The organism is Aquiflexum sp. TKW24L, from assembly GCF_023502205.1.
Classification (GTDB): Bacteria; Bacteroidota; Bacteroidia; order Cytophagales; family Cyclobacteriaceae; genus Cognataquiflexum.
In genome coordinates, this window is the sequence record NZ_JAMFLG010000043.1 from 1 (window position 1) to 21,965 (window position 21,965).

The window sequence follows — 21,965 nt, forward strand, 5'->3', positions numbered from 1 at the left end:
GGCACAGAGTTTGGAGACACCGACTTGGGCAGCGAAGAATTATAAGAAAAACTCTCTGCGATCGAAATCCAGGATTTGATTTTGAAATCGGTTTTTGGTAATTGAGATTTCGCTTTTATTGCCGTTGTCAGTGTCTCCACTGACAACTCTCAAATTAAATCCTCATTATGAAGTAATATTTTTATTACTTTTGCAGAGATGAAAAGTAGTGAGCTCATGAGACTTCTCAAAAAGGACGGGTGGTATGAAATCCGACAATCAGGCAGTCATGTGATAATGAAACATCCTTCCAAGGATGGGACTATTCCTGTTCCTTTTCATGCTTCCAAAGAAGTGAAGAAAGGATTGTTGAATGCAATTCTTAAGCAGGCCAAAATAGAAACAAAAAAGGGATGAAAAAGCCAAAAATAAATATAAAAGTAATCAAAGAAGATTTGGGTTATAGCGCCTTTGCCCAAGTTGGAGAAAAATTAATTGCTACTCAAGGTGATACCTTTGATGAATTAAAGGAAATGGTATTGGATGTGGTCAACCTGTCATTTGAAGAGGAAGATTTTATTTATGAAATAGGAGATATAAAATTTGAATTCGATTTGGAGAGTTTTTTTGATTTCTACAAGGTGATCAATGCCAAAGCTTTATCAGAAAGAATTGGAATGAACCAAAGTTTATTAGCCCAATACATCAAGGGAATCAAAAAGCCATCAGCAAGCCAAACCAAAAGAATCCTTGAAGGTGTGCATCAGATTGGAAAGGAATTGAGTGAAGTGAGGTTTTTGATTTCTTGACAAATTAAACTCTCCTGAAATTTACAATTTGACAACACTGTAATTGCTCATTGAAAAGTCAGTGGAGACACTGCCTTGGGCAGAGGAAATCGGTTTTTAGAGAAAATCGGCAATGATTTCAAATCATTTTTATAAATTGAGTTGATATCCAAAAATCAAACTCATGGTAAATATTTATCTAGGAAAGGCCTTTCAAAGGAAAATCAATTTTCTGATGGTGCTTTCTTTTGTTTTTCTTTCCATACAGTCCTCATTTTCCCAATCTGGAACGGTCAAAGACATTGAGGGAAACACCTATCAAACCATCCAAATTGGAACCCAAATCTGGATGGCAGAAAACCTCCGTACCACAAGATATCTGGATGGAACATTGATTCCCGAAATCCCAAATGCAGAAGAATGGCTCGCCACCAAGCAAGCTGCACTCAGCACCTATCCAAATACCGAATCTCCAAACAATAATGTGCTTTACAATTGGTATGCGGTCAATTCGGGTAAACTCTGCCCACAAGGTTGGCACGTTCCTTCTGACGCTGAATGGATGGAATTGGAAAAGGCTATCGGTTTAGACGAAAACCTGATTCAGACGATTGGCGCAAGGGGTTGGACCCTAAAAATAGATGGAAAATTAAAAACCACCGAAAAAGGAGTGTGGCAGGTAGACCGGGAATATTATTCGAATGAAACAGGATTTTCCGCATTTCCGACAGGGTACAGAACCAATTCAGGTACATTCCAATTTCAAAAGCAATTCTCTTATTGGTGGTCGTCAAGTTCAGAAAGCGAAGAATTTGCCTGGAAAAGACACCTCTCCTATTACCGGGACATTATCAATAGAAATGTCATGTTGAAAAACTCCGGATTGTGCGTGAGGTGCGTCACGGATTAATCTCTAGTAATAACCGCTTTTTCAACAAACATCAGCTCAATTCTAACCCTCAAAATCATGAAACCCATCAAACCTATCCTCTTTTTATTTGGCTTACTTTTAATCGGTTGTAATTCTTCTGAGGAAAAACGGGAAAAATACAGGGTCGTGATCATGACAGACATGACCCATGATGATGGGAATTCTTTGATCCGGATGCTGTATTACCCTGAGGTTTTCGATATCGATGGCATGGTCATCACCCAGCAATTGCCGGATTATGATTTTGATGCTCCAGAACCTTGGGAGAAAGGCATGAACATCCTCGCTGCGTACCGGGATGAATTGCCGCAATTGAAAAAACATGCTCTTGATTTCCCTTCCTATGAAGAACTGCTTTCCAAAACCAAAAAAGGACGTGGCGCTTTGGTCATCAATTTCCTTCAGGAAGGACAGAGATTTCACGATTACATAGGCGAGGGCATCAATCCCAATGGCGAATCCAAGGACTCCGAAGGCAGTGAATACCTCATGGAAGTATTCGAAAAAGAAGACGACCGGCCTATTTATGTCCAACTTTGGGGAGGCCCAATCACCTTGGTTCAGGCGCTTTACAGGTACAATCAGAAATTTGGAGAGGAAAAATTCGAGAAATTATTGGGCAAAATCTTCATTTATGGAATCCTGCTTCAAGACATCACATCGGATTATTTTGTGGACCTAGCAAAACTTCAGGAGCAAAATTGCATTGACCTCAACACCTACCAAAAAGAGGAAGGGTATCAAGGTAAGCGGGCGCAAGTGGGTACATTCATTTATGACGATGGCCATTTTTGGGATTACCTCAAGGCGGTCAACTACAAAGAAGTCAATGGCCATGGAAAGATGTCAAATATTTATGACGGTGGCGGCGAGGGCGATACCCCTTCATTTCTATATTTGATTTCCGCTTATTTGGGATTGAATGACCCGTTGGACCCGACGATGGGTTCTTGGGGAGGAAAATTCATTCCCATGGATGAGAGTTATGGCAAAAACTATTTCTACACCTGCGGATTGGGAAAAGAAGGACTTACCAGATGGATTGAACCTGCTACCAACAGCTTTTTTGCAAGATTAGATTGGTCAGTGAAAGAACCCAATGAGATTAACCACGAGCCAATTGCCTGCTTGGATGGGGATTCTGGAAATTCCATTGTCTACAAAAAAGTCAAAGCCGGAGAAAAAATCCAACTCGATGCCTCTTGTTCATCCGATCCAGATGAAGATCCCATTTCATTCAAATGGGATGTGTACCCCGAAGCAGGAACCTATCCGGGTGATTTGCAAATCGGGGATTCCGGCGCAGCAAAAATTGAATTTACTATTCCTGAGGATTTCCCGGGCAAAGAACTCAATCTGATTTTGGAGGTCAAAGATTCCGGATATATTCCCCTGACGAGTTATAGAAGGATTGTATTTTCAAGTTGAAGATTTGAAAAACAAGGTGGTGGGTAAAGCTGACGGAAAAAAAGAACTCAGCAAAATTTTCGGGTAATTGGTTCGGCAGTGCCGAACTGAATTCAGAAGTATTATTTAGCAATTGGTTCGGCAATGCCGAACCAAATTTTAAATGAATCAGTGAAAATTCTGACTTGGGCAGAGGGAAAAATTATCAACCGATTATTCGACCAACTCAATTATCTACACACTGTGTAGACAATTTCTCTAAGAAAGCAATCGTTTATAGTACGAAGAATTGATATTGCGCTCTAAAACCCAAACACTCCAATTTTGCTCTGCCGCTTCTTTCAAATAATAATTTCTTGCATATTCGTTTTCAACTCTAATTATCAATCGGTTATGTGTCCAAGTCAATTTGCTACACAGTGCGTAGCAAATCTCCTTATCGGGATAAGTGAGGTAAAACTGTCTGAAATTGTGAAGATTGGAATAAGAAAACCCTTTCCCAAATTCAGATTTTACAACCCCGTCGCCCTCGTATTCTCTCCCCTTTTTTGGATCAGCTGCTTTCGAATTTCATATTGTCTGTAAATGGAAATGGGTTCCAAAGCCCCGCCTGACTGCATCCGGGCTTCTTTCAATAATGGCCTCACATCTGTCAAGAAGGCTTTTTGCAGGATTTCCTGTGCCATCACCAAATCGCCATTGAGTTGATGTTCGGTCAGTTTCGCCCGATCCACCAATAAGGATTTGGCATAGGCAATCTTGATCGCTTCCAAAGCCTGCATCAGGTCCTCCAAGGGATCTTTGGTATTGTGGCTCGCATCGATCATCCAAGAGATACTTTCCCAAGTCTGACAACCGTCTTCTGCGCCTGACACAAGTTCAAGGAAAATCAAAAACAACTGATAAGGTTTGATACTGCCCGTGGTCAGGTCATCGTCCCCAAACTTCGAATCGTTGAAATGAAATCCTGCCAACTGATTTTGCCCCAATAAAATCCCCACAATCTGCTCGATATTGGTATTGGGAAGGTGGTGTCCAAGATCCACAAGGACTTTGGCGCGGTCTCCCAATTGCCTACACAGCAAATGCGAGGTACCCCAATCAGGAATCACAGTGCTATAAAAATTCGGTTCGTAAGGCTTGTACTCCAACAGCAGTTTCCAGTCTTCGGGCATCGCCGCATATATTTTTTGCAGGGAATCAAAGGTATTGTCCAAAGCCCTGCGGAAACTTTGCTGACCGGGAAAATTACTTCCATCCGCCAGCCAAACAGTCAATCCTTTGCTTCCCAATTTTTCCCCAACTTCTATCACTTGCCTGTTGTGGGCAATAGCTTGTTCTCTGATTTTTGAATCATTATGACTCAGAGAACCGAATTTGTAGCTTTTCTCCTGACCGTAATCCTGAAAGGTGTTGGAGTTGACCGCATCAAAACCGATGTTGTGGCTTTTGCCAAGCTGTATGATTGCTGCATAATCCGATGGAATGTCCCATGGAATATGCAGAGAAACAGCATCTGTACTTTTGGTGAGTTTGGCCAAAAGGCCGATATCTTCGATTTTCTCTTCCAAAGACCTCGGCTCTCCCCCGATTCCAAATCTCCCGAATCTTGTTCCTCCTGCACCCAAGGCCCAACTAGGGACAGCGATCTGAAAACTGCGGATTTTAAAAAGTATTTTCTCTACCGAGAACCCTCCATCCTCCAATTGCGAAGACAAAGCAGCAAAGGACTTCTGATGAAGGGCTACATATTTGGAATTCGATTCCTGTATATTTTCAGTTGTCAGATGCATTGTCTTTGTCCGTTTTACTGTTGATCCAAAAAGGCGCAGTGCCAAACCACAACACCATCCCGACCGCCATCAGGGTCGTATTGGTCGGCATGTCAATTTTACCCAAAAATACCAAAACCGATGGTATGATAGACAAGGCCAAACCGATGTAAGAAATGATGATCAATAGGATTTTCATACGAACGCCTCCTTTCCTTTTGGATATAATGTTTTGGATAAAATCAAAAATGTGAAGACGGCGATAAACCATCCCGGTAATCCCAAGAAGAAAATGTCGATTCCGAAACCCAAATTCAAACCCAGACAGATTCCCAAAGTAATCAGCCAGGTAAAAAAAGTGGCATTGGAAAAAGAGATGCTCCGATGATAAGCCATTTCCTGCGTAACCCCAAACCTCGGAGAAAGGTAAAAATCCGCAAATATCACCGCTCCCATCGGCATCAATACCAAGCCATACAAGGCTACAAAGTCCAAGAGCTTCATCACCAAAGCCGGAAAGCATGCCGCGATACTTGTCACTGCACCGACCCAAGCGGTCACTTTCCAGGTTTTCATTTTTGGAAAAACACCCTGCAAGGCCAGTCCTGCACGATAAATCGTAGGATTGGCTGTCGACCAACCAGCGACTACCACGCACACAGCACCCGCCACTCCTGCAGCACCATAAGCTATCGGTCCGGGTGCAAATTCAGTGGAAAAATTGCTGCTTTGAAGAAATGCTGCATATAGAATTCCAGAAGAAATCCATGCAATGAAATGCCCGATAAACATCCCTGAAAATGAAAGAAATCCATATTTCCAGGATTTTGCATAGCGGAGAATCGTCAGGTCAGACATTCCGATGTGCATCGCCATATTGCAAAACCAGGCGAAGAACAGCACATGCCAAAAGGAAAACTTGCTCACGCCTTCTAAAGGAATTCCTGTCCAGATCACTTTATTGGCGACTGCCCAAAACTCTGAAAAACGGGTAACTCCAAGCTCCGGCAAAATCGCCAAAGCCGCTGCAATAAATATCAAAATCATCCAAGGTGCCGCCACATTCGCAAATCTTGCCACCTGATTATATCCTTTGATTGCCACCAAAGTGGTCACGAATCCGATCACCAACACTGCCAGTACCCATCCCACTGAAGTCGGGAGCCATGAAGTCAGCGTTGGCATGGTCAGGTTAAAAGGAATGCCGACGGCTGTCGCTGACACTGCAATCATCGATCCTGCCAAGAAGCAAAACATCAGCGCATTCACCACATTGTAGATCGATACCATCTTGTACCCACAGATCCGCTCCAATTGGTAATACAGCGTCATCCTTTTGGAAGTGGCTATCGGCGCAGTCATCAGTCCCCAACTCAATACTGCCAGAATATTTCCCAAAATCAATCCTGCAAAAAAATCAAAGGCACCGACCCCGTGAGCGACAAAGAGCGGCCCAATGACAAATTCCGTTCCTGCGGTATGTTCTCCGGCATACATTCCAAGGAAACTCCGCCAACCTTTCTGCGCGGAAGCGGGAACAGGTTCGCGCTCGTATTCATTGACTACCGGGCCAGTATTTTGGGTTGGTGGGCTCATAAGATCGGGTTAATCTAGTAAGTAAAAGAATTAAAATTCAGTCGCTATCCTGCACTGTCCCTACCAAACAAAAATGCAAAATTTTGAATAAATTGAATTTAAAAAACCTGCTTTTATTACCATCTTGGGGGAAATTAAATGGTTATCAACTTCTTTGCAAGTATGCCAAGATTCTAATTCAGACATGACGGAAGACAGAAGAACCGGACATTTCAGACTTCTGCCAAGAATTATAGATTTACCATTTCATTGGCATCATTGCGAAAATACATATTGATTTAATCAAAACCTCAAACTCAAAATAACCTGTTGGATCCGCTTTCCATGGGTTAGAATTATCCCTGACGGAAATATTATGGAAGCCTATCTGATCTTTGATATTGGGAAAACCAACAAGAAAGCGATCCTCTACAACCCGGACTTTGAGATCCTCGAAGAGTCCAGCATGCACGTGGCAGAGATCCAAGACGATGATGGTTTTCCCTGCGATGACCTGATGAAGGTCAGTGATTGGGTTATGGATGTGACTGAAAATTTCCTTAAAAATCCAAAATACCAGGTCATCGGAATCAACATTTCGGCTTATGGAGCCAGTTTGGTACATGTGGATGAAGAAGGGAAAGTCTGTACGCCTTTCTACAATTACCTGAAACCTATTCCTGAATCCCTTTGGGAAAAGTTCTTGGCGGAAGAAGAAAATCTCCTCCAAAAAACCGCAAGCCCAGCTTTGAGGATGCTCAACAGCGGATTTCAGCTTTATTGGCTGAAGCATGAAAAACCAGAACTCTTCAAAAATATCCGTTTCAGTTTCCACCTTCCCCAGTACTTTTCTTTTCTTTTGACCGGAGAAAAATGGAATGACTATACTGGAGTAGGTTGCCACACCTGTTTTTGGGATTTTGAAGAAAAGGATTTTGCCCATTGGGTTAAAAAATCCCGGATTGAATACATCCTTCCTCCATTTCCCACGGAAACCGGAGTTGACAAAAATCTCTTTGGCCAAAATGTAAAAATCGGATTTGGGATGCATGACAGTTCGGCGGCTTTGCTTCCGTACATCCGTTTGATGGATCGGCCTTTTATCCTGATTTCAACAGGAACCTGGAGCATTTCGCTGAATCCTTTTGATCAGCAAACTTTGACTGCTGAAGAATTAGAAAGCGACTGTCTGAGTTTCTTGCAGCCTGACGGAAGGAAAGTAAAAGGAGCGCGGATTTTCCTTGGAAAGGAATATGAAGTACAAATCAACAGGATTGCTTCTCATTTTGGAGATACTGTCGAAAGGCTACAAAAACTGGAGTTCTCCCAAAAACGGATCAAATCTCTTTTCGAAGAAAGCAAAAAAAACGTCTTCCATCCTATTAGCTTCCAAGGTTCCGGACCAAAAGTGAATTGGGAAGGACGTGAAAATCCTTTAGATGAATTTACAAATGCCGAAGAAGCCTGCCTGCAACTCATGCTCGATCTGGCCAAATGGCAGCAATGCAGCACGGATCTGGTTCTGGATAAAAATAATGTCTCGGATATCATCCTCACCGGCGGATTTACCAAGAACAAAACGTTTTTGGCTTTCCTGCAGCTCCTTTATCCAAACAAAAAAATCTACCTCAGCAGTCAGTCAAGGGCATCTGCATTGGGGGCTTTGCTCGCTCTGGACCAAAGCAAATTGAAACAGGATATTCTCCGAATTAGGGAATTTGAAACCGGCTTATAGCGCCATTCTTCCTACCTTAGAGACAAATTCCAAGATAGTACAGGACACATTAACAGTACCAAACCGTCAATTTTAACCTATCAAAATTGAAACAAAAATGGGAAACAACAGCAAGAAATATGAGCACGTCAGCTACCTCTGGGATGATGCCAAAGCAGACCAACTGAAGCACGATGAAGTGGCCATGCTCATCTACAGGTCCAATATATTGGGCGCTGACCTGAGAATCACCAACTATGGAGGTGGAAATACAAGTTGCAAAACCATTGAAAAAGACCCGCTGACCGGCAATGACGTCCCTGTGATGTGGGTGAAAGGTTCCGGCGGTGATATCGGAACTTTGACCAAAAGCGGCTTGGCTGGCCTGTACCTCGATAGACTCCATTCCCTGAAAAAAATATACCGAGGCCTGGAATTCGAAGATGAAATGGTGGAGCTTTTCAACCACTGCATCTACGACCTGAATTCCAAAGCGCCTTCCATTGATACGCCCTTACATTCATTTTTGCCATATACCCATATCGACCATTTGCATCCGGATGCACTGATCGCTATCGCGGCCGCAAAGGATGGTGAAAAAATCATTCAGGACTTATTTGGCGGAAGCATCGCTTGGGTTCCCTGGCAAAGACCGGGTTTTGACCTTGGCCTGAAACTCGAAGAAGCCATCACCAAAAACCCAAACCTCCGGGGCATTGTCCTCGGTCAGCATGGACTTTTTACGTGGGGAGAAACAAGCTACGAATCCTATATCAACAGCCTTGAAGTCATAGAAATCTGCAGTCAATACCTCCACGCAAATTATGGAAAAGACAGGCCGGTTTTTGGTGGAACCAAGACCACAACTTCCTTGGACGAAACCCAAAGAAGGGATCAGGCGGCCAAACTTGCTCCTACACTTCGTGGTCTTTGTTCTTCGGAAGGCCTGATGGTCGGACATTTCACAGATGCCCCTGCTGTGATGGAATTCATCAACAGCGAGGATGTCGAGCCGCTTGCGGCGATGGGTACAAGCTGCCCGGATCATTTTCTCCGCACCAAAATCTGCCCTTTGGTTTTGAATTTGGCACCGGAAGAGGACTTGACCAATCAAGGTCTGCTTGAAAAACTGAACAGCCAATTTGAAGGATATCGGGCCAATTATGCCAAATACTACCAAGACCACAAGCATCCAAACAGTCCCGGCATTCGGGATGCCAATCCTGTAGTCATCATTTGGCCGGGAATCGGGATGTTTACTTTTGCCAAAAACAAACAGACCGCACGGGTTGCGGCGGAGTTTTATATCAATGCCATCAACGTCATGAAAGGTGCTGAGGCGATATCAACGTATGTGTCGCTGCCTTTGCAGGAAGCGTTCAATATTGAGTATTGGTTGCTCGAGGAAGCCAAACTCCAAAGGATGCCTGCCGAAAAACCCCTGTCAAGAAAAGTGGCCTTTGTCACCGGAAGTGCCGGAGGTATCGGAAAAGCAATCGCTGAAAAATATGCGAAAGAAGGCGCCTGTGTCGTTTTGACTGATATAGACAATACCAAACTCGCTGCTTCTTTGGCTGAGTTTGAGAAAAAATTTACCAAGGACAATGTCATCGGGGTGTACCTAGATGTGACCAAGCCTGAAACCTTGAAAGCATGTATCCGGGAAATCTGCCTCAACTATGGCGGATTGGATATTGTGGTGAACAATGCCGGCATCAGCATCAGCCGTTCGTTGGAAGAGCATTCCTTGGAGGAGTGGGACAGGTTGTATGACATCTTGGTCAAAGGCCAATTCATCGTCTCCCAAATGGCTTTTGATGTGCTGAAAAAACAAAACAAAGGCGGAGATATCGTCAACATTGTCAGCAAAAACGGATTGGTGGCCGGTCCAAAAAACGCAGGTTACGGTTCTGCCAAAGCCGCCCAACTCCACCTTACCAGATTGATGGCAGCCGAATTGGGTGATTACAAAATCCGCGTCAATTCCATCAATCCCGATGCGGTGATCGAAAATTCCTCGATTTGGCAGAGTGGTTGGGCAGAAGACAGGTCAAAAGCCTACGGCGTACCTTTAGAGGATTTGCCAAAATTCTATGCAAGCAGGACACTTTTGAAGGAAGAAGTGAGGACAGAGGACATTGCCATGGCGGCCTTTGTCTTTGTGAGTGGCATGCTCAACAAAACCACAGGAAATATGCTGAATGTAGACGGCGGATTTGCAGCTTCTTTTCCGAGGTAGTCGGATTTGGAGGGTGAAGTGCTGATTTGCGGGTAATGATTGTTTTCTTTTTCAAATGGGACGGAAGACAGAAGACGGAAGACAGAAAAACCGGACAAGAAAATGTTAAAGCAAGATTTAAGCATTGTATCCGGCACAAAATTATTAATCCCGAAAACTTAAGGAATAGACGGCGGAATCCTTTTTAGCTGGACAAGGCCTGCATTGGCCTCCCGAAATTTCAGGTACTTTCCTCCCCACCGTGAACATATGGAGGCAGATTTAAGATTGAAAATTTCGGAATTGGTTAGAGATGTGCACCAACATATTTATTTAGCTATGTTAAAAGTAAAATGATAATCATTAAAATTCTTGGCAGAAGACTGAATTCTACGGTACTTCCGTCTTCCGACTTCCGTCTTCCGTCCAGTCTGAATTAGGATAATGAGCCATTTGCAAAGATTCTGAAATGAATTCACATTAACCCCAAAAAGACGATGTTCGACAAAATGGACAAAATCAACAACGGGTCCAAAACCCCGAAGTACCAGCAGGTAGTCAACCTGATTTTGGAAGATATCGAAAGCGGCAGGCTGAAGATCGGAGAGCGCATCTCTTCGATCAACGAGATGAGCTTTGATTTCTTGCTTTCGAGGGATACAGTCGAAAAAGCGTACAATGAACTCAAAGACCGGGGCATCATTACCTCGGTCAAAGGAAAAGGTTTTTATGTGAGTTCGACCAATATTTCCAACAAACTCAAAGTCCTGCTCCTATTCAACAAACTCAGCTCCTACAAGAAAATCATCTACTATTCGGTATTGGAAACCCTCGGCGAAAAAGCCACCGTGGACATCCATGTGCATCATTACAACAAGTCGATGGTGCAGGAATTGCTCGAAAGAAACATGGGAAAATACCACTACTACGTGCTTGCGCCTCATTTTTATGATGAAGAATCCCACCTGATGGATTCCTATGACATTGCTCGGCAGTTTCCGGAAAACAAACTGCTGATCATGGACCGTGCGGTCAAAGGCCACGAAAATGAATTTCCGGGTGTATATCAGGATTTTGAAAAGGATATTTTCCATGCCTTGGAAGATGGGATCGAGCATTTGAAAAAATACCAAAAACTCAAACTCGTCTATCCGCGGGGACTGATGTATCCGCCGGAGATAGTGGATGGCTTTAAGAAATTCTGCTTTTACTACAATTTTGACAATATAATCCTTGACGGTATCGACGCCGAACCACTGTACGAAGGCGATGTCTATATCACATTGGCGGAAACGGATCTGGTGAATGTCGTGAAGAAAAGCCGGGAACAAGGTTTGGAATTGGGAAAAGCAGTGGGATTGATTTCGTACAATGACACGCCGCTAAAAGAGATTTTGGCGGATGGCATCACGACCATTTCCACGGATTTTGAGCATATGGGGAAAAGGATTGCAGAACTGATTTTGGGAAAAACCGCTGAAAAAGTCTCTAAAAATCCATTTAAGATGACGGTGAGGAAGACGTTGTGAGGAGAACAGTGGTTAACTGAAATTTTACCAAGTATTTAATTTTCTTTCTTAACCTGTTGGAAGTCGGAAGTGGGAAGTATCGAACTCCTATCCATCAATCATAAGATTGAATGGTAAACCGAGCTTAAAACCAAGTTCCGGCTGTGTCTTTATTTTGTGACTTTGTAAATCCCATAGCTAATAAGGCCCCCTTCAATATCCCTCAATTTTCAGCCCAACCCTGAACAGCCTGAAATAATCCTGCTCTTCTTCCTCATCAGGTTTTCCCATCATCCAAAGTTCTCCGTTTCGGAGCAGCATACTTCTAGGTTCCAGGCCATCCGGAACAAAATCATTGATCACATTTCCAAGTGAGTCTAGGATGGCAATTCTTTTTGGATACTTTTCCATCATCTTTTCTCTAAAAATCGATGCTTCTACTGGAGATTTGTTTTCAAAATTGGTTTTGGTATCAGTATCATTATATCCCTGAAAATAGGCAACTACAAATACTCCATCAATCTTTTTGATATTGTCAACCCTACCAGATGAAAAAAGCATTGTTATAAACCTGATATCGTTTGGATCTTCTGTTCCTTTAGAATAATTGTAATCTCGAAGATTAAGTTGAATGGAGGATTTTAGAGAATAAGGCTCTTTTGCTTCATAAACATAAATGACTGGCTCAGAACCAAATGATACATAAATATGCTCTTTATCAACGGTAAAAACAGGAAACCATGTGGGAGAAAAGAAATAGTTGCCATTTAAAAAAACACTGTTCTCCGGAAACCCGATGATTGCATTTCTTTTTCCACCTACGGGGTCAATTATTGATAACAATTTAAGGTCTTTATATTGATGGACTTCCGAAGGCCTCGGCTCAAAATTAAGGTAAAGGAGCTTATCTGTTAAATTTTCCATACCAAATCCCATTGCAGTCATACGTTCGTTGGGGACCTGAAAATCATCGTATTTTACTAAAGACAATAACTTCCCACTGAAATCATAAGTAAAAAAACCTTTATAGCCATAAACTAAAAAAGAATCAGATCCAATAATTTTAATTGTACTCATTAAGGCTCCATACGTATCAGGCACATCCCCAAATTTTGTGAAAGATGAAAGGATTTTACCCTCAAAGTCAGCAATAAAAATATCTTCTGAAAATTCTTTATGATCCATAAACAGAATCGTTCCGGATTTGGGGTCAATATCATGTACCGTGGGATTGCCTATGTAATCAATTTGAATACTATCCAGCTTTACCAAAGAGATTGATCTTTGAACTGAACCAGTTTCAATAACTTCAGAATTCTCTTTTTTCGAAGTGCAGGAAAAAAATAAAATGAACAAAATAAAGAAGGCCAGAAACCGCATAGAATCAATTTTTTAAAACCTGAAACAAATCATCACACTTATTTTTTTGGAAAATGACGACTATTAAACCTAAAAAATAAATTCTATACATCAAAATGAATAAATCAACCTAATCAAGGCTTCAAAAAAATTATCCAAAGAATTTCAAATAACCACAAATACCAATAGGCTGAATTTCCCGATTGTAATCTAAATTTTAGGCCTAATATTTAGATCGCAATCGAAAAATCAGGCATATTAATTCGATTAGGCGAAAAAGGCATTTTCAAAACCAATGGTTTTTCTCAAAACCCTACACTACAGGATATTTCATTCCCCATACTTTTTGAAATTGAGAAAATAAAGATATTGGTGGATACTTGTTGATATTTTTGGATATTGTAGAGGTAGGAATTTGCATTCTGTAAAATTCTAATTTTGCCTTAGATCAAGAGACTAGTATCCACAAATATCCAGTATCAATTAATATCTTCTCAATATTCCCGAATTCACCAAACAATGAATTTCACAAAAAATATAGGCCTCTTCATCCCCTGCTACGTCGATCAGTTTTATCCCAAGGTGGCGATTGCGACTTTGGAATTGCTGGAGAAATTGGGTTGTCAGGTCACTTATCCCATGGGTCAAACCTGCTGCGGACAGCCCATGGCCAATGCAGGGTATGAACGGGATACGGTAGCGACTACCAAGCATTTTATCAGGATTTTCAAAGACTTTGATTACGTCGTCGCGCCATCAGGTAGCTGTGTCCTCCACGTCAAAGAACATGCGCCTGTCATCGAAGGTTTGGAAAAAGAGCAATCCGAAATCCATGATAAGATTTTTGAACTGACGGAATTTATGACTGATATATTGAAAATCGAAAACATAAAAGGCAACTTTCCCCATAGAGTCGGCTACCATGCTTCCTGTCATGGACAAAGGGGTTTGAGGCTTTCGGCTTCAAGTGAATTACACCAAACTCCTTTCAACAAAGCGAAGCAATTGATGGTTAATCTGGAAGGATTGGAATGGGTTGAATTGGAAAGGAAAGATGAATGCTGTGGTTTTGGAGGCACATTTGCGGTGAGTGAAGAAGCCCTTTCCATCCAGATGGGCAAAGACAGGTTGGCCGATCACCAAGCACAAAATGTTGAAATCCTAACCGGAGGCGACATGTCCTGCATCATGCATTTGCAGGGAATCGCCAAGCGAAACGGAAATCCGATCCAATTCAAGCATATTGCCGAAATCCTAAACGAAGCCATCTCATGAGTCATCCCATACAGGCAGCTGAATTTTTGCAGGATCAGGCCAAGTCCAAGTGGCACGATGAAACCCTGTGGTTTGTCCGGGACAAGCGGGATAAAATCAGTAAATCCGTCCCTGAATGGGAAAATCTCCGGGACCTTGCCTCACAGATCAAAGACAATGTCTTGGCAAATTTGGGTGTGTATTTGGAAGAATTTGAGAAGAATGCCAAAGCAAACAACATCCACGTCCATTGGGCAAAAGATGCAGAAGAACATAACGAGATTGTCCTTGGAATCTTGAAGGAAAAGCGCTGCAATGCCATCGTCAAAAGTAAATCCATCCTGACAGAAGAATGTCATCTGAATCCCTATCTGGAAAAAAATGGTATTGAAGTCGTGGATACCGATCTGGGCGAGCGCATCGTGCAGTTCCTCAACCAAGCTCCCAGCCATATTGTATTGCCGGCAATCCATTTGAAGAAAAGAGATATTTCTGAGATTTTTCACGAAAAACTTCATACCGAAAAAGGAAACGAAGATCCGGATTACCTCACCCAAGCGGCAAGAATCCATTTGAGAGAAAAATTCCTGTCCGCAAAAGTCGCTATCACAGGAGTGAATTTCGGAGTTGCCGAAACGGGAGAGTTTGTGGTTTGCACCAATGAGGGCAATGCCGACATGGGTGTCCACCTCGCAGATGTGCACATCGCCTGTATGGGAATAGAAAAAATCATTCCGAAGCGGGCACATTTGGGAGTATTCCTCCGCCTGCTTGCGAGGTCTGCGACAGGACAGAGCGTTACCAATTACAATTCTCATTTCAGAAGTCCATCTCCTGGGAAAGAAATCCATATCGTCTTGGTCGACAATGGCCGGACCGCCCAATTGGCAAGGCCAAAATTCAAAAATTCCCTCAAATGTATCCGCTGTGGGGCATGTATGAATACCTGCCCGATCTATAGAAGAAGCGGGGGATTCAGCTACGAAAGCACGGTTCCCGGACCTATAGGATCGATTTTGTCACCAGGCATCGATTTACAAAAACACAGTTCTTTGCCTTTCGCATCCACCCTTTGTGGCAGCTGCACCGATGTCTGTCCGGTCAAGATCAACATCCACGAGCAACTCTATGAGTGGCGGCAGGAAATCACCAAAGCACTGCCTGACAGGACAAAAAGCTTGGCGATGAAGATTGCTAACGGGGTTTTCGCTGTTCCATTTGCCTACAACCTGAGTGGAAATATGATGCGCGGTGCATTGAAAATCCTGCCTGACAGCATCACCTATTCAGGTTTGAATACTTGGGGAAAGCAACGGGACTTGCCCGAGTTGCCCAAAGAATCATTCAAGGACTGGTACAAAAAAAACCGCAAATGAGCTGCAGGGATCTGATATTGTCCAAAATCAAGGCTGTTCCTTTGGAACCGAAAGCGCTTCCAATTATCCCTGAATTTGAATTTGAGGGAGATTTGAAAGCTCGATTTACAGCTTCCATACAAGCCAACAAAGGGGAAGTCATTTCGAAAGAGGAACTTTTAAGCTTATTGGATTCTGGAGTTTTCGAAAAAGTCTATTCTCATATTGAAGATTTTTCATCCCTCACGAATATCAAAATCACTGAAGATGCCCATCACCTCGATAACCTGAATCTTGCGATTATACGGGGACAATTTGGGGTGGCAGAAAACGGTGCTATATGGTTGGAAGATCAGGATATGGGTTTGCGAGCTCTTCCTTTTATCACTGAGCATTTGGTGATCGTGTTGGATTCTGCCCATTTGGTGGCCAATATGCATCAGGCTTATGGTAGAATAGGTTTAAAGGAATCAGGTTTTGGCCTTTTTTTGGCTGGACCATCAAAAACGGCTGACATTGAGCAATCCTTAGTAATCGGCGCCCATGGCGCAAAGAGTCTGAGGGTGGTATTGGTTTAACCTTTGAGATTTCCAAAACCTCGAAGTTTTGACAAAATCTGGTCAAGATTTTAGCTGGACTTTTACTTTGAATTTAAACAGAATGAAAACAGAACTGCGCACCTTTGCTTTCAAAATGTCTATCCTTCCGGGCATGGAAGAAGAGTACATGCGGAGACATGACGAAATATGGCCTGAACTGAAAATGCTACTCGAGGATTCGGGGATTTCTGAATATTACATTTTTTTGGACAGAGAAACATCGACCCTATTTGCCTTTCAAAAAATAACCGGTAAGGGCAATTCCCAAGAACTAGGCAACCATCCTGTGGTACAAAAATGGTGGAAATTTATGGCCGATATCTCAATAACCAATGAGGACAATTCTCCTGTAAGTATTCCTTTAGAGGAAATGTTCAGGTTATGATTTTTCTATCCATTCACATATCCCTTTGGTTATAAAAGTTTTTAAAAGGAAAACTTTAAATTCCTAAATTGAATTCAAAACCCACCATACCATGAAAAATTTCATAAAATACTTCTTCATTTTCTGGACCATCGTGTTCCTTCTTTTTGCATATTGGCAGATCAACGATCCGGATCCTGAGATTTGGGTGTCTGTTTATGTGGTTGCGGCCTTATTTTCAGCAATGGCCGTCAAAGGAAAACATCCCCTGATCCCTTTGGGAATAGTAATTGTAGCATGTATCATCGGAGCTGTTTATTTCTATCCTTCTTCTGTATCCGAATGGGTCAATTACGAACTTGAAAACAAAGACCTGACTATGAAAACCCAACAATCAGAGGAAGCTAGGGAAACATTTGGACTGATGATTATGGCAATTGTCCTTTCTGTTTCTGCCTATATTGGTTGGAAAAAAAATTATTGATTCACACTATTACTTAAATCCCCTTAAAATGAAAAAATTATTCTTGATCTTTTTTGCAGTAGTTCTTCTGATGCCCAATTTGATATTGGCGCAGGATAACCGGTATTTTGAAATGCGGACTTACACTGCCCATGAAGGAAAAAGACCTGACCTGATCAAACGGTTTCAAGACCATACTTTAACGTTGTTTGAGAAAAACGGAATTGAAAATATTGCCTATTTTATCCCCACTGACGAAACCAACAACACCTTGACTTTTATCCTTGCTTATCCTGACAAGGATTCAAGGGATGTACTGTGGAATAAATTTGCCAACAGCCCTGAGTGGCAAGCCGCTCACAAAGCCTCTGAAGCAAATGGTCCATTAGTCGCAAAAGTGGATCAGGTATTTATGGAAAATGCGCCTGACCTTACACCGGAGATCGTTCGGGATGATAACATTGGCCAAAGGATTTTTGAATTGAGGACATATTACATGTTGCCGGGTAAAGTGGATGCTATCCACGCGAGATTCAGGGATTATACGAGGGAATTATTCCAAAAGCATGGCATGATCAATGTGATGTATTGGTATACAGTCGAAAAAGATCCTGCTGTGCAAACCAAACTGGTTTATCTTTTGGCGCATAAAAATGAGAAAGCGGGTAAAGCCTCTTTTGAGCAATTCGGAAAAGATCCTTCTTGGATTGTCGTCCGTGATGCTTCAGAACAAAACGGAAAAATAGTTGAAAAGATAACTTCAGTTTATCTCAAGCCTCTGCCATTTTCTCCCTTGAAGTAATGTTGTCTCCTGGTATAAATTAAACTCGACTCATCTCTAGATATAAAAAACCTAAACCGATTCTAAAAGATATTGATGGATACTTGTTGATATTTATAGATATTGCTTTTGAGAATATAGGATTAGGTGAAAGAGAACCATCCGTAGCATCCCGTAAATAAATCAAGAAAGCCCCAAGAAAATCAACAGATTTCCTTGGGGCTTTTCTTTTGGCTATAAATCACGCGTACTAGTTAATGCTTCCGATATTGGACTTTTACTTGGATTTGAATTCGGCTGAATGTATTGTCGCTATAGGTTCACCTGCCGCTGCAGGTCTCGTCACAAAATAAACATCATGCTTTTTGCCATCAGTGATTGGCTCAATGGCAATGTTGGCTATTCCTGCCGCTATTCCTCCGGGTCCACCGGCAAGAGTGATGAATCTGGATTCCCCGATTTTCTGTCCACTTGGAGAATCCAACCTGACTTCAATCGCAAATCCTTCTTTTCCAGGCTCCTGACCACCTCCCACTACTTGGATAGAAGCAACATCAGTCAGATCAATTCCTTGGAATGAAAAGGATGCTTCCTTGGAAGGAATCATCATAAAGATCATTCCCTCATAAGTCGTGGTAGAGAATTCAACCAGATTTGTAGCTTGATGCATTCCCATTTTTGGATTGCGGAGTGTTACCGAACTATTTCCGGTCAACGGTTTGATGCCGTCACCTCCACGGTCGGTAAAACTTCCTGAAAGGACAAACACACCATTATCGCTGAGTGGCTTTCCTGCTGTTGGTTCAACAGATCCAGTGGCAGGCAACGATGGCTTCTCCACAGCATCTCTGCGTCCGAGCGAAAGGATATAAGCTACCACTTTTTTGGCGTCCTCATTTTTCAAGTTTGGATTTGCGGGCATTACAGTTTCACCCCATACACCGCCTCCACCTTTTTGGATTTTGTTTACCAGATATGCAGTAGCAGCTTCAGGATTTCTTCTATACTTTCTTGAAACGTCTACATAAGAAGGGCCTATAGAGGCTTCATCTTCTTTGTGGCAAGTCTTACAGGTCAACGAACTGATGATGCTTTTTCCGGTCATAGCATCGGTCATGATAAGGTGACCTTTAGACGCCTCTGCCTGATCCAATCCTGAGATATAGTCTGCTGCCAAATAGAGGGTAGATAGATCTTGGCCCGCTTCTGCGTCATCAGGGTCGGAGATTGTAGTTGTATACGCCACCTTTTTGCCTGGGAAATAGAATGTCTGATTACCTTTTATTTCAATATTCACTATCGGTGCGATATTTCCTGCATAAACAGATGTAATCGTACTCTTTGCACTCATCTTACCCGGGTCAGATACTGATACCTGCACATCATAATCTCCAACAGTATTGAAGGTATGTGTCAACTTTGGCTCTGAAGTAGTCACCGTCTCGCCGTTTCCAAGATCCCAATTAAAACTCATGGGGTCATTTTCAGGGTCATTGGCCTCAACTGTAAAGGTTGCCGTGAAAGGAATTGAACCTGATTTCTGATCGACTGATATCGATTGGACTACAGGTGTTCTGTTTCCGGAATTAAAGTCGATTCTCGAAAGACCTGAATCGGCATTTTTGGTAAACCAACCATTTCCATATTCCAACACATAGAATTTTCCGTCCGGACCTACTTCCATATCGATCAGGGCATTGAACTTGATTTTGGACATAAAGGGCTCCATTTTGTCAAAGTCACCGTTTGGCAACATCGTCACCACTTTGATCCAACCCCTCACCCAATCGTACATAAAAAACTTTCCGTCATAATAGGAAGGATATCTGGTTTCCTCCGGAAACATATCGGTGTAATAAACAGGACCTGCCATGGCATTTCTGCCTCCTGTACCGAGCTGTGGAAACTCAGTAGACACACCATACGGATACCAAATAAAAGCTGGGGACAAAGGGGCTACCACTTTTGCGCCTGTATTGTTTTTTGAGTTGTTGGTAGGTTTTTCAGGATCAAAAGGTGCTCCCGGAGTTCCCGTAGCGTAGTCAAATTCCCGGTAAGGGTAATTGTTCCCTACAAAATATGGCCAACCAAAATTCCCCGCTTTTCTTGCCTGATTGACTTCATCGTATCCTCTTGGACCTCTCGTGTCCAAGCTGTCATTGGCAGCATCCGGACCTACTTCACCCCAATAGAGGAACCCAGTTTTTTGATCCACAGATATCCTGTATGGATTTCTATTTCCCTGAACATATATTTCAGGTCTTGTGCCTTCCGTTCCTTTAGGATAAAGATTTCCTTCAGGTATATCATAGCTACCATCTTCATTTACTTTGATCCTTATGATTTTTCCTCTCAGGTCATTGGCATTTCCCGAGCTTCTTCTTGCATCATATTGCTCAAAACCATCTCTGTTGTCCAAAGGCGCATAACCTCTGTTGACAAATTTGCTGTCTTTTTGGTCAAATGGTGTAGAGTTATCTCCCGCGGACACATAAAGCAAACCGTCCTTGTCAAAAGCAATAGAACCACCGGTATGGCAGCAAATTTCCCTTTGGGAATAGAACTCCAATACAATCTTCTCTGAGGCCAAGTCTAGTTTGTCATCGGTATATTTGAACCTAGATAAACGGTTGACCTCCTTGCCTGTAGGGCTGTAAAAAATGAAGATATATCCATTTTTGTCAAAATTTGGATCCTTTTGAATCCCCATAACTCCCTCTTCTGCATTCACCCCCGGAACATTTGCTTTCCAATACACATCCAATTTGGCAATTTCTCTTACTGTAGAATCACCGTTTTTGTACAGCATGATTTCCCCTCTTCTTTGGGCTATCAAGATGTCAAGATTCGGCAAAATGGTCATTTCCGTAGGTTCGGTAAATTCCCCTACGACAAGGTTGATTTTCTCAAACCTGTTTTCTTCAGGAACCCTTTGGGTCTTTGATTTCGAAAAATCAAGTTCGTTATTTTCTCCAATGGCATATTTGATTCCTTCCAAAACGTGCTGAAGGTATAATTCTTCCGTAAACGATTCTTTGGTATGACCACCTGCTGTGTAAAAGGCTCTTCCTCCATCAAACTCGTGGTACCAAGCCATCGGGTGGAATCCCATCGGTTTGGTGTGCAAGTAGCTTGATTCATCGATATCCATCAAGACATTGACATCAGGGTTCAGCTTTTGGAAATGATACCATTCGTCTCTTCTGTTCCAAATCTCAGGTAAAAAACGGGTGGTAGAATGATTCCTGTCTGTGACATTCAATTTACCATCCTGAACACCTGGATGTGGATCCCCAATTCCCGGGTGATATGAAAAATATGCACCAGCAAGTCTATTGTACCAGCCCCACTCGTATTCTGTATCCACAGCTGCGTGGATACCTACATACCCTCCACCTGCTTGGATGTATCGCTCAAAGTCTGCTTCTTGGTAATGGTTGAGCACATCACCGGTCGTACTCAACCAAATGACTGCTGAATATTGTTTCAGGTTTTCCTCGGTAAACATCTCTGAATTGGTGGTGGTATCCACATCAAATTCGTTTTCTGCACCGAGCTTTTGGATAGCGGCGATTCCATCCACAATGGATTCATGGTAAAATCCTGCCGTTTTACTAAATACTAGGACTTTTGGTTTTCCGCTTCTTTTATTGCAGGAAGAAAAAACCACCAAGACCATTACTAGAAGAAATAAACTTCTTTTCAAGGAATTAAGGGTTAACATAGGTTATTGTATTTTGGAATTATTTGGAAATATAAAGAGATTCTCAATGTGCTTGCGGTTGAATCATTTAAGTGGGCATTTGGCCGTAAGATTGGTTGTTTTCATTGAACCAAAAGCAAATATTAATTAATAAAATTGACCTACAAAAATTTCATTATGTATTTTTTACATTTT

General features: G+C 42.3%; 18 protein-coding genes and 1 pseudogene. 13 read left to right on the plus strand and 6 right to left on the minus strand.

The features are described 5' to 3' along the window. Positions 1–216: 216 nt before the first annotated feature. The 4 genes from M3O96_RS19285 to M3O96_RS19300 all read left to right on the plus strand — a co-directional run bounded on the left by M3O96_RS19285 (position 217) and on the right by M3O96_RS19300 (position 3,126). Positions 217–396, plus strand: a complete 180-nt coding sequence (locus tag M3O96_RS19285) for a type II toxin-antitoxin system HicA family toxin (protein ID WP_249723332.1) — start codon at positions 217–219, stop codon at positions 394–396. Continuing rightward, positions 393–788: a hypothetical protein gene (locus M3O96_RS19290; protein ID WP_249723333.1), complete on the plus strand. Its 396-nt coding sequence runs from the start codon at positions 393–395 to the stop codon at positions 786–788. The genes M3O96_RS19285 and M3O96_RS19290 overlap by 4 nt, the downstream gene beginning before the upstream one ends. A 163-nt stretch (positions 789–951) precedes the next feature. Continuing rightward, positions 952–1,677, plus strand: a complete 726-nt coding sequence (locus tag M3O96_RS19295; protein WP_249723335.1) for a fibrobacter succinogenes major paralogous domain-containing protein — start codon at positions 952–954, stop codon at positions 1,675–1,677. Positions 1,678–1,734: 57 nt separating this feature from the next. Further along, positions 1,735–3,126 (plus strand): nucleoside hydrolase-like domain-containing protein, encoded by a 1,392-nt coding sequence (locus tag M3O96_RS19300; RefSeq protein ID WP_249723336.1) that lies wholly within the window; start codon positions 1,735–1,737, stop codon positions 3,124–3,126. A gap of 237 nt (positions 3,127–3,363) precedes the next feature. On the opposite strand, the pseudogene M3O96_RS22210 reads toward M3O96_RS19300, so the two are convergent. The 4 genes and pseudogenes from M3O96_RS22210 to M3O96_RS19315 form a co-directional block, all read right to left on the minus strand. Continuing rightward, positions 3,364–3,561: pseudogene (locus M3O96_RS22210) on the minus strand (DUF1016 N-terminal domain-containing protein); the annotation flags it as partial. A 56-nt stretch (positions 3,562–3,617) separates the two neighbouring features. Then, positions 3,618–4,898 carry a sugar isomerase gene (locus M3O96_RS19305; protein WP_249723338.1) on the minus strand — a complete coding sequence of 427 codons (1,281 nt, stop codon included), beginning with the start codon at positions 4,896–4,898 and terminating at the stop codon, positions 3,618–3,620. Then, a complete protein-coding gene (locus M3O96_RS19310) occupies positions 4,882–5,076 on the minus strand; it encodes a hypothetical protein (RefSeq protein WP_249723340.1) in 195 nt (64 codons plus the stop codon). Before M3O96_RS19310 ends, M3O96_RS19305 begins: the two co-directional genes overlap by 17 nt. Next, positions 5,073–6,473, minus strand: a complete 1,401-nt coding sequence (locus M3O96_RS19315; RefSeq protein WP_249723342.1) for a purine-cytosine permease family protein — start codon at positions 6,471–6,473, stop codon at positions 5,073–5,075. Before M3O96_RS19315 ends, M3O96_RS19310 begins: the two co-directional genes overlap by 4 nt. 355 nt (positions 6,474–6,828) lie before the next feature. Here M3O96_RS19315 and M3O96_RS19320 point away from each other — a divergent pair, with 355 nt between their 5' ends. The 3 genes from M3O96_RS19320 (at position 6,829) to M3O96_RS19330 (ending at position 11,913) form a co-directional block, all read left to right on the plus strand. Continuing rightward, positions 6,829–8,187: an FGGY-family carbohydrate kinase gene (locus tag M3O96_RS19320; RefSeq protein WP_249723352.1), complete on the plus strand. Its 1,359-nt coding sequence runs from the start codon at positions 6,829–6,831 to the stop codon at positions 8,185–8,187. A gap of 97 nt (positions 8,188–8,284) precedes the next feature. Continuing rightward, positions 8,285–10,405, plus strand: coding sequence for a bifunctional rhamnulose-1-phosphate aldolase/short-chain dehydrogenase (locus tag M3O96_RS19325; RefSeq protein WP_249723353.1), 2,121 nt, complete (start codon positions 8,285–8,287; stop codon positions 10,403–10,405). A gap of 476 nt (positions 10,406–10,881) precedes the next feature. Next, the gene (locus M3O96_RS19330; protein WP_249723356.1) at positions 10,882–11,913 is read left to right on the plus strand and encodes a GntR family transcriptional regulator; all 1,032 of its coding nucleotides are present in this window, start codon (positions 10,882–10,884) and stop codon (positions 11,911–11,913) included. 192 nt (positions 11,914–12,105) lie between these two features. Here the strand turns inward: M3O96_RS19330 and M3O96_RS19335 are convergent, their stop codons facing one another. Beyond that, positions 12,106–13,077, minus strand: a complete 972-nt coding sequence (locus tag M3O96_RS19335; RefSeq protein ID WP_249723358.1) for a hypothetical protein — start codon at positions 13,075–13,077, stop codon at positions 12,106–12,108. A 693-nt stretch (positions 13,078–13,770) separates the two neighbouring features. On the opposite strand from M3O96_RS19335, the gene M3O96_RS19340 reads away from it, so the two are divergent. From M3O96_RS19340 to M3O96_RS19365, 6 genes are all read left to right on the plus strand, one after another. Then, positions 13,771–14,526 (plus strand): (Fe-S)-binding protein, encoded by a 756-nt coding sequence (locus tag M3O96_RS19340; protein ID WP_249723361.1) that lies wholly within the window; start codon positions 13,771–13,773, stop codon positions 14,524–14,526. After that, positions 14,523–15,881, plus strand: a complete 1,359-nt coding sequence (locus M3O96_RS19345) for a lactate utilization protein B (protein WP_249723362.1) — start codon at positions 14,523–14,525, stop codon at positions 15,879–15,881. Before M3O96_RS19340 ends, M3O96_RS19345 begins: the two co-directional genes overlap by 4 nt. Further along, positions 15,878–16,438 carry a LutC/YkgG family protein gene (locus tag M3O96_RS19350; protein ID WP_249723371.1) on the plus strand — a complete coding sequence of 187 codons (561 nt, stop codon included), beginning with the start codon at positions 15,878–15,880 and terminating at the stop codon, positions 16,436–16,438. Before M3O96_RS19345 ends, M3O96_RS19350 begins: the two co-directional genes overlap by 4 nt. Before the next feature lie 82 nt (positions 16,439–16,520). Further along, positions 16,521–16,844, plus strand: coding sequence for an L-rhamnose mutarotase (gene rhaM / locus M3O96_RS19355; protein ID WP_249723383.1), 324 nt, complete (start codon positions 16,521–16,523; stop codon positions 16,842–16,844). A gap of 91 nt (positions 16,845–16,935) precedes the next feature. Next, positions 16,936–17,307, plus strand: a complete 372-nt coding sequence (locus M3O96_RS19360; RefSeq protein ID WP_249723385.1) for a transmembrane 220 family protein — start codon at positions 16,936–16,938, stop codon at positions 17,305–17,307. Positions 17,308–17,335: 28 nt separating this feature from the next. Then, entirely contained in the window at positions 17,336–18,088 is a 753-nt protein-coding gene (locus M3O96_RS19365) for an NIPSNAP family protein (RefSeq protein WP_249723387.1), read from the plus strand. Between the two features lie 256 nt (positions 18,089–18,344). On the opposite strand, the gene M3O96_RS19370 is transcribed toward M3O96_RS19365, so the two are convergent. Beyond that, positions 18,345–21,791, minus strand: coding sequence for a ThuA domain-containing protein (locus M3O96_RS19370; RefSeq protein ID WP_249723390.1), 3,447 nt, complete (start codon positions 21,789–21,791; stop codon positions 18,345–18,347). Positions 21,792–21,965: the final 174 nt, after the last annotated feature.

Coding starts and splice junctions, on each gene's coding strand:
- M3O96_RS19285 (WP_249723332.1), top strand. CDS start 217: ATGAGACTTCTCAAAAAGGACGGGTGGTATGAAATCCGACAATCAGGC.
- M3O96_RS19290 (WP_249723333.1), top strand. CDS start 393: ATGAAAAAGCCAAAAATAAATATAAAAGTAATCAAAGAAGATTTGGGT.
- M3O96_RS19295 (WP_249723335.1), top strand. CDS start 952: ATGGTAAATATTTATCTAGGAAAGGCCTTTCAAAGGAAAATCAATTTT.
- M3O96_RS19300 (WP_249723336.1), top strand. CDS start 1,735: ATGAAACCCATCAAACCTATCCTCTTTTTATTTGGCTTACTTTTAATC.
- M3O96_RS19305 (WP_249723338.1), bottom strand. CDS start 4,898: ATGCATCTGACAACTGAAAATATACAGGAATCGAATTCCAAATATGTA.
- M3O96_RS19310 (WP_249723340.1), bottom strand. CDS start 5,076: ATGAAAATCCTATTGATCATCATTTCTTACATCGGTTTGGCCTTGTCT.
- M3O96_RS19315 (WP_249723342.1), bottom strand. CDS start 6,473: ATGAGCCCACCAACCCAAAATACTGGCCCGGTAGTCAATGAATACGAG.
- M3O96_RS19320 (WP_249723352.1), top strand. CDS start 6,829: ATGGAAGCCTATCTGATCTTTGATATTGGGAAAACCAACAAGAAAGCG.
- M3O96_RS19325 (WP_249723353.1), top strand. CDS start 8,285: ATGGGAAACAACAGCAAGAAATATGAGCACGTCAGCTACCTCTGGGAT.
- M3O96_RS19330 (WP_249723356.1), top strand. CDS start 10,882: ATGTTCGACAAAATGGACAAAATCAACAACGGGTCCAAAACCCCGAAG.
- M3O96_RS19335 (WP_249723358.1), bottom strand. CDS start 13,077: ATGGATCATAAAGAATTTTCAGAAGATATTTTTATTGCTGACTTTGAG.
- M3O96_RS19340 (WP_249723361.1), top strand. CDS start 13,771: ATGAATTTCACAAAAAATATAGGCCTCTTCATCCCCTGCTACGTCGAT.
- M3O96_RS19345 (WP_249723362.1), top strand. CDS start 14,523: ATGAGTCATCCCATACAGGCAGCTGAATTTTTGCAGGATCAGGCCAAG.
- M3O96_RS19350 (WP_249723371.1), top strand. CDS start 15,878: ATGAGCTGCAGGGATCTGATATTGTCCAAAATCAAGGCTGTTCCTTTG.
- rhaM (WP_249723383.1), top strand. CDS start 16,521: ATGAAAACAGAACTGCGCACCTTTGCTTTCAAAATGTCTATCCTTCCG.
- M3O96_RS19360 (WP_249723385.1), top strand. CDS start 16,936: ATGAAAAATTTCATAAAATACTTCTTCATTTTCTGGACCATCGTGTTC.
- M3O96_RS19365 (WP_249723387.1), top strand. CDS start 17,336: ATGAAAAAATTATTCTTGATCTTTTTTGCAGTAGTTCTTCTGATGCCC.
- M3O96_RS19370 (WP_249723390.1), bottom strand. CDS start 21,791: ATGTTAACCCTTAATTCCTTGAAAAGAAGTTTATTTCTTCTAGTAATG.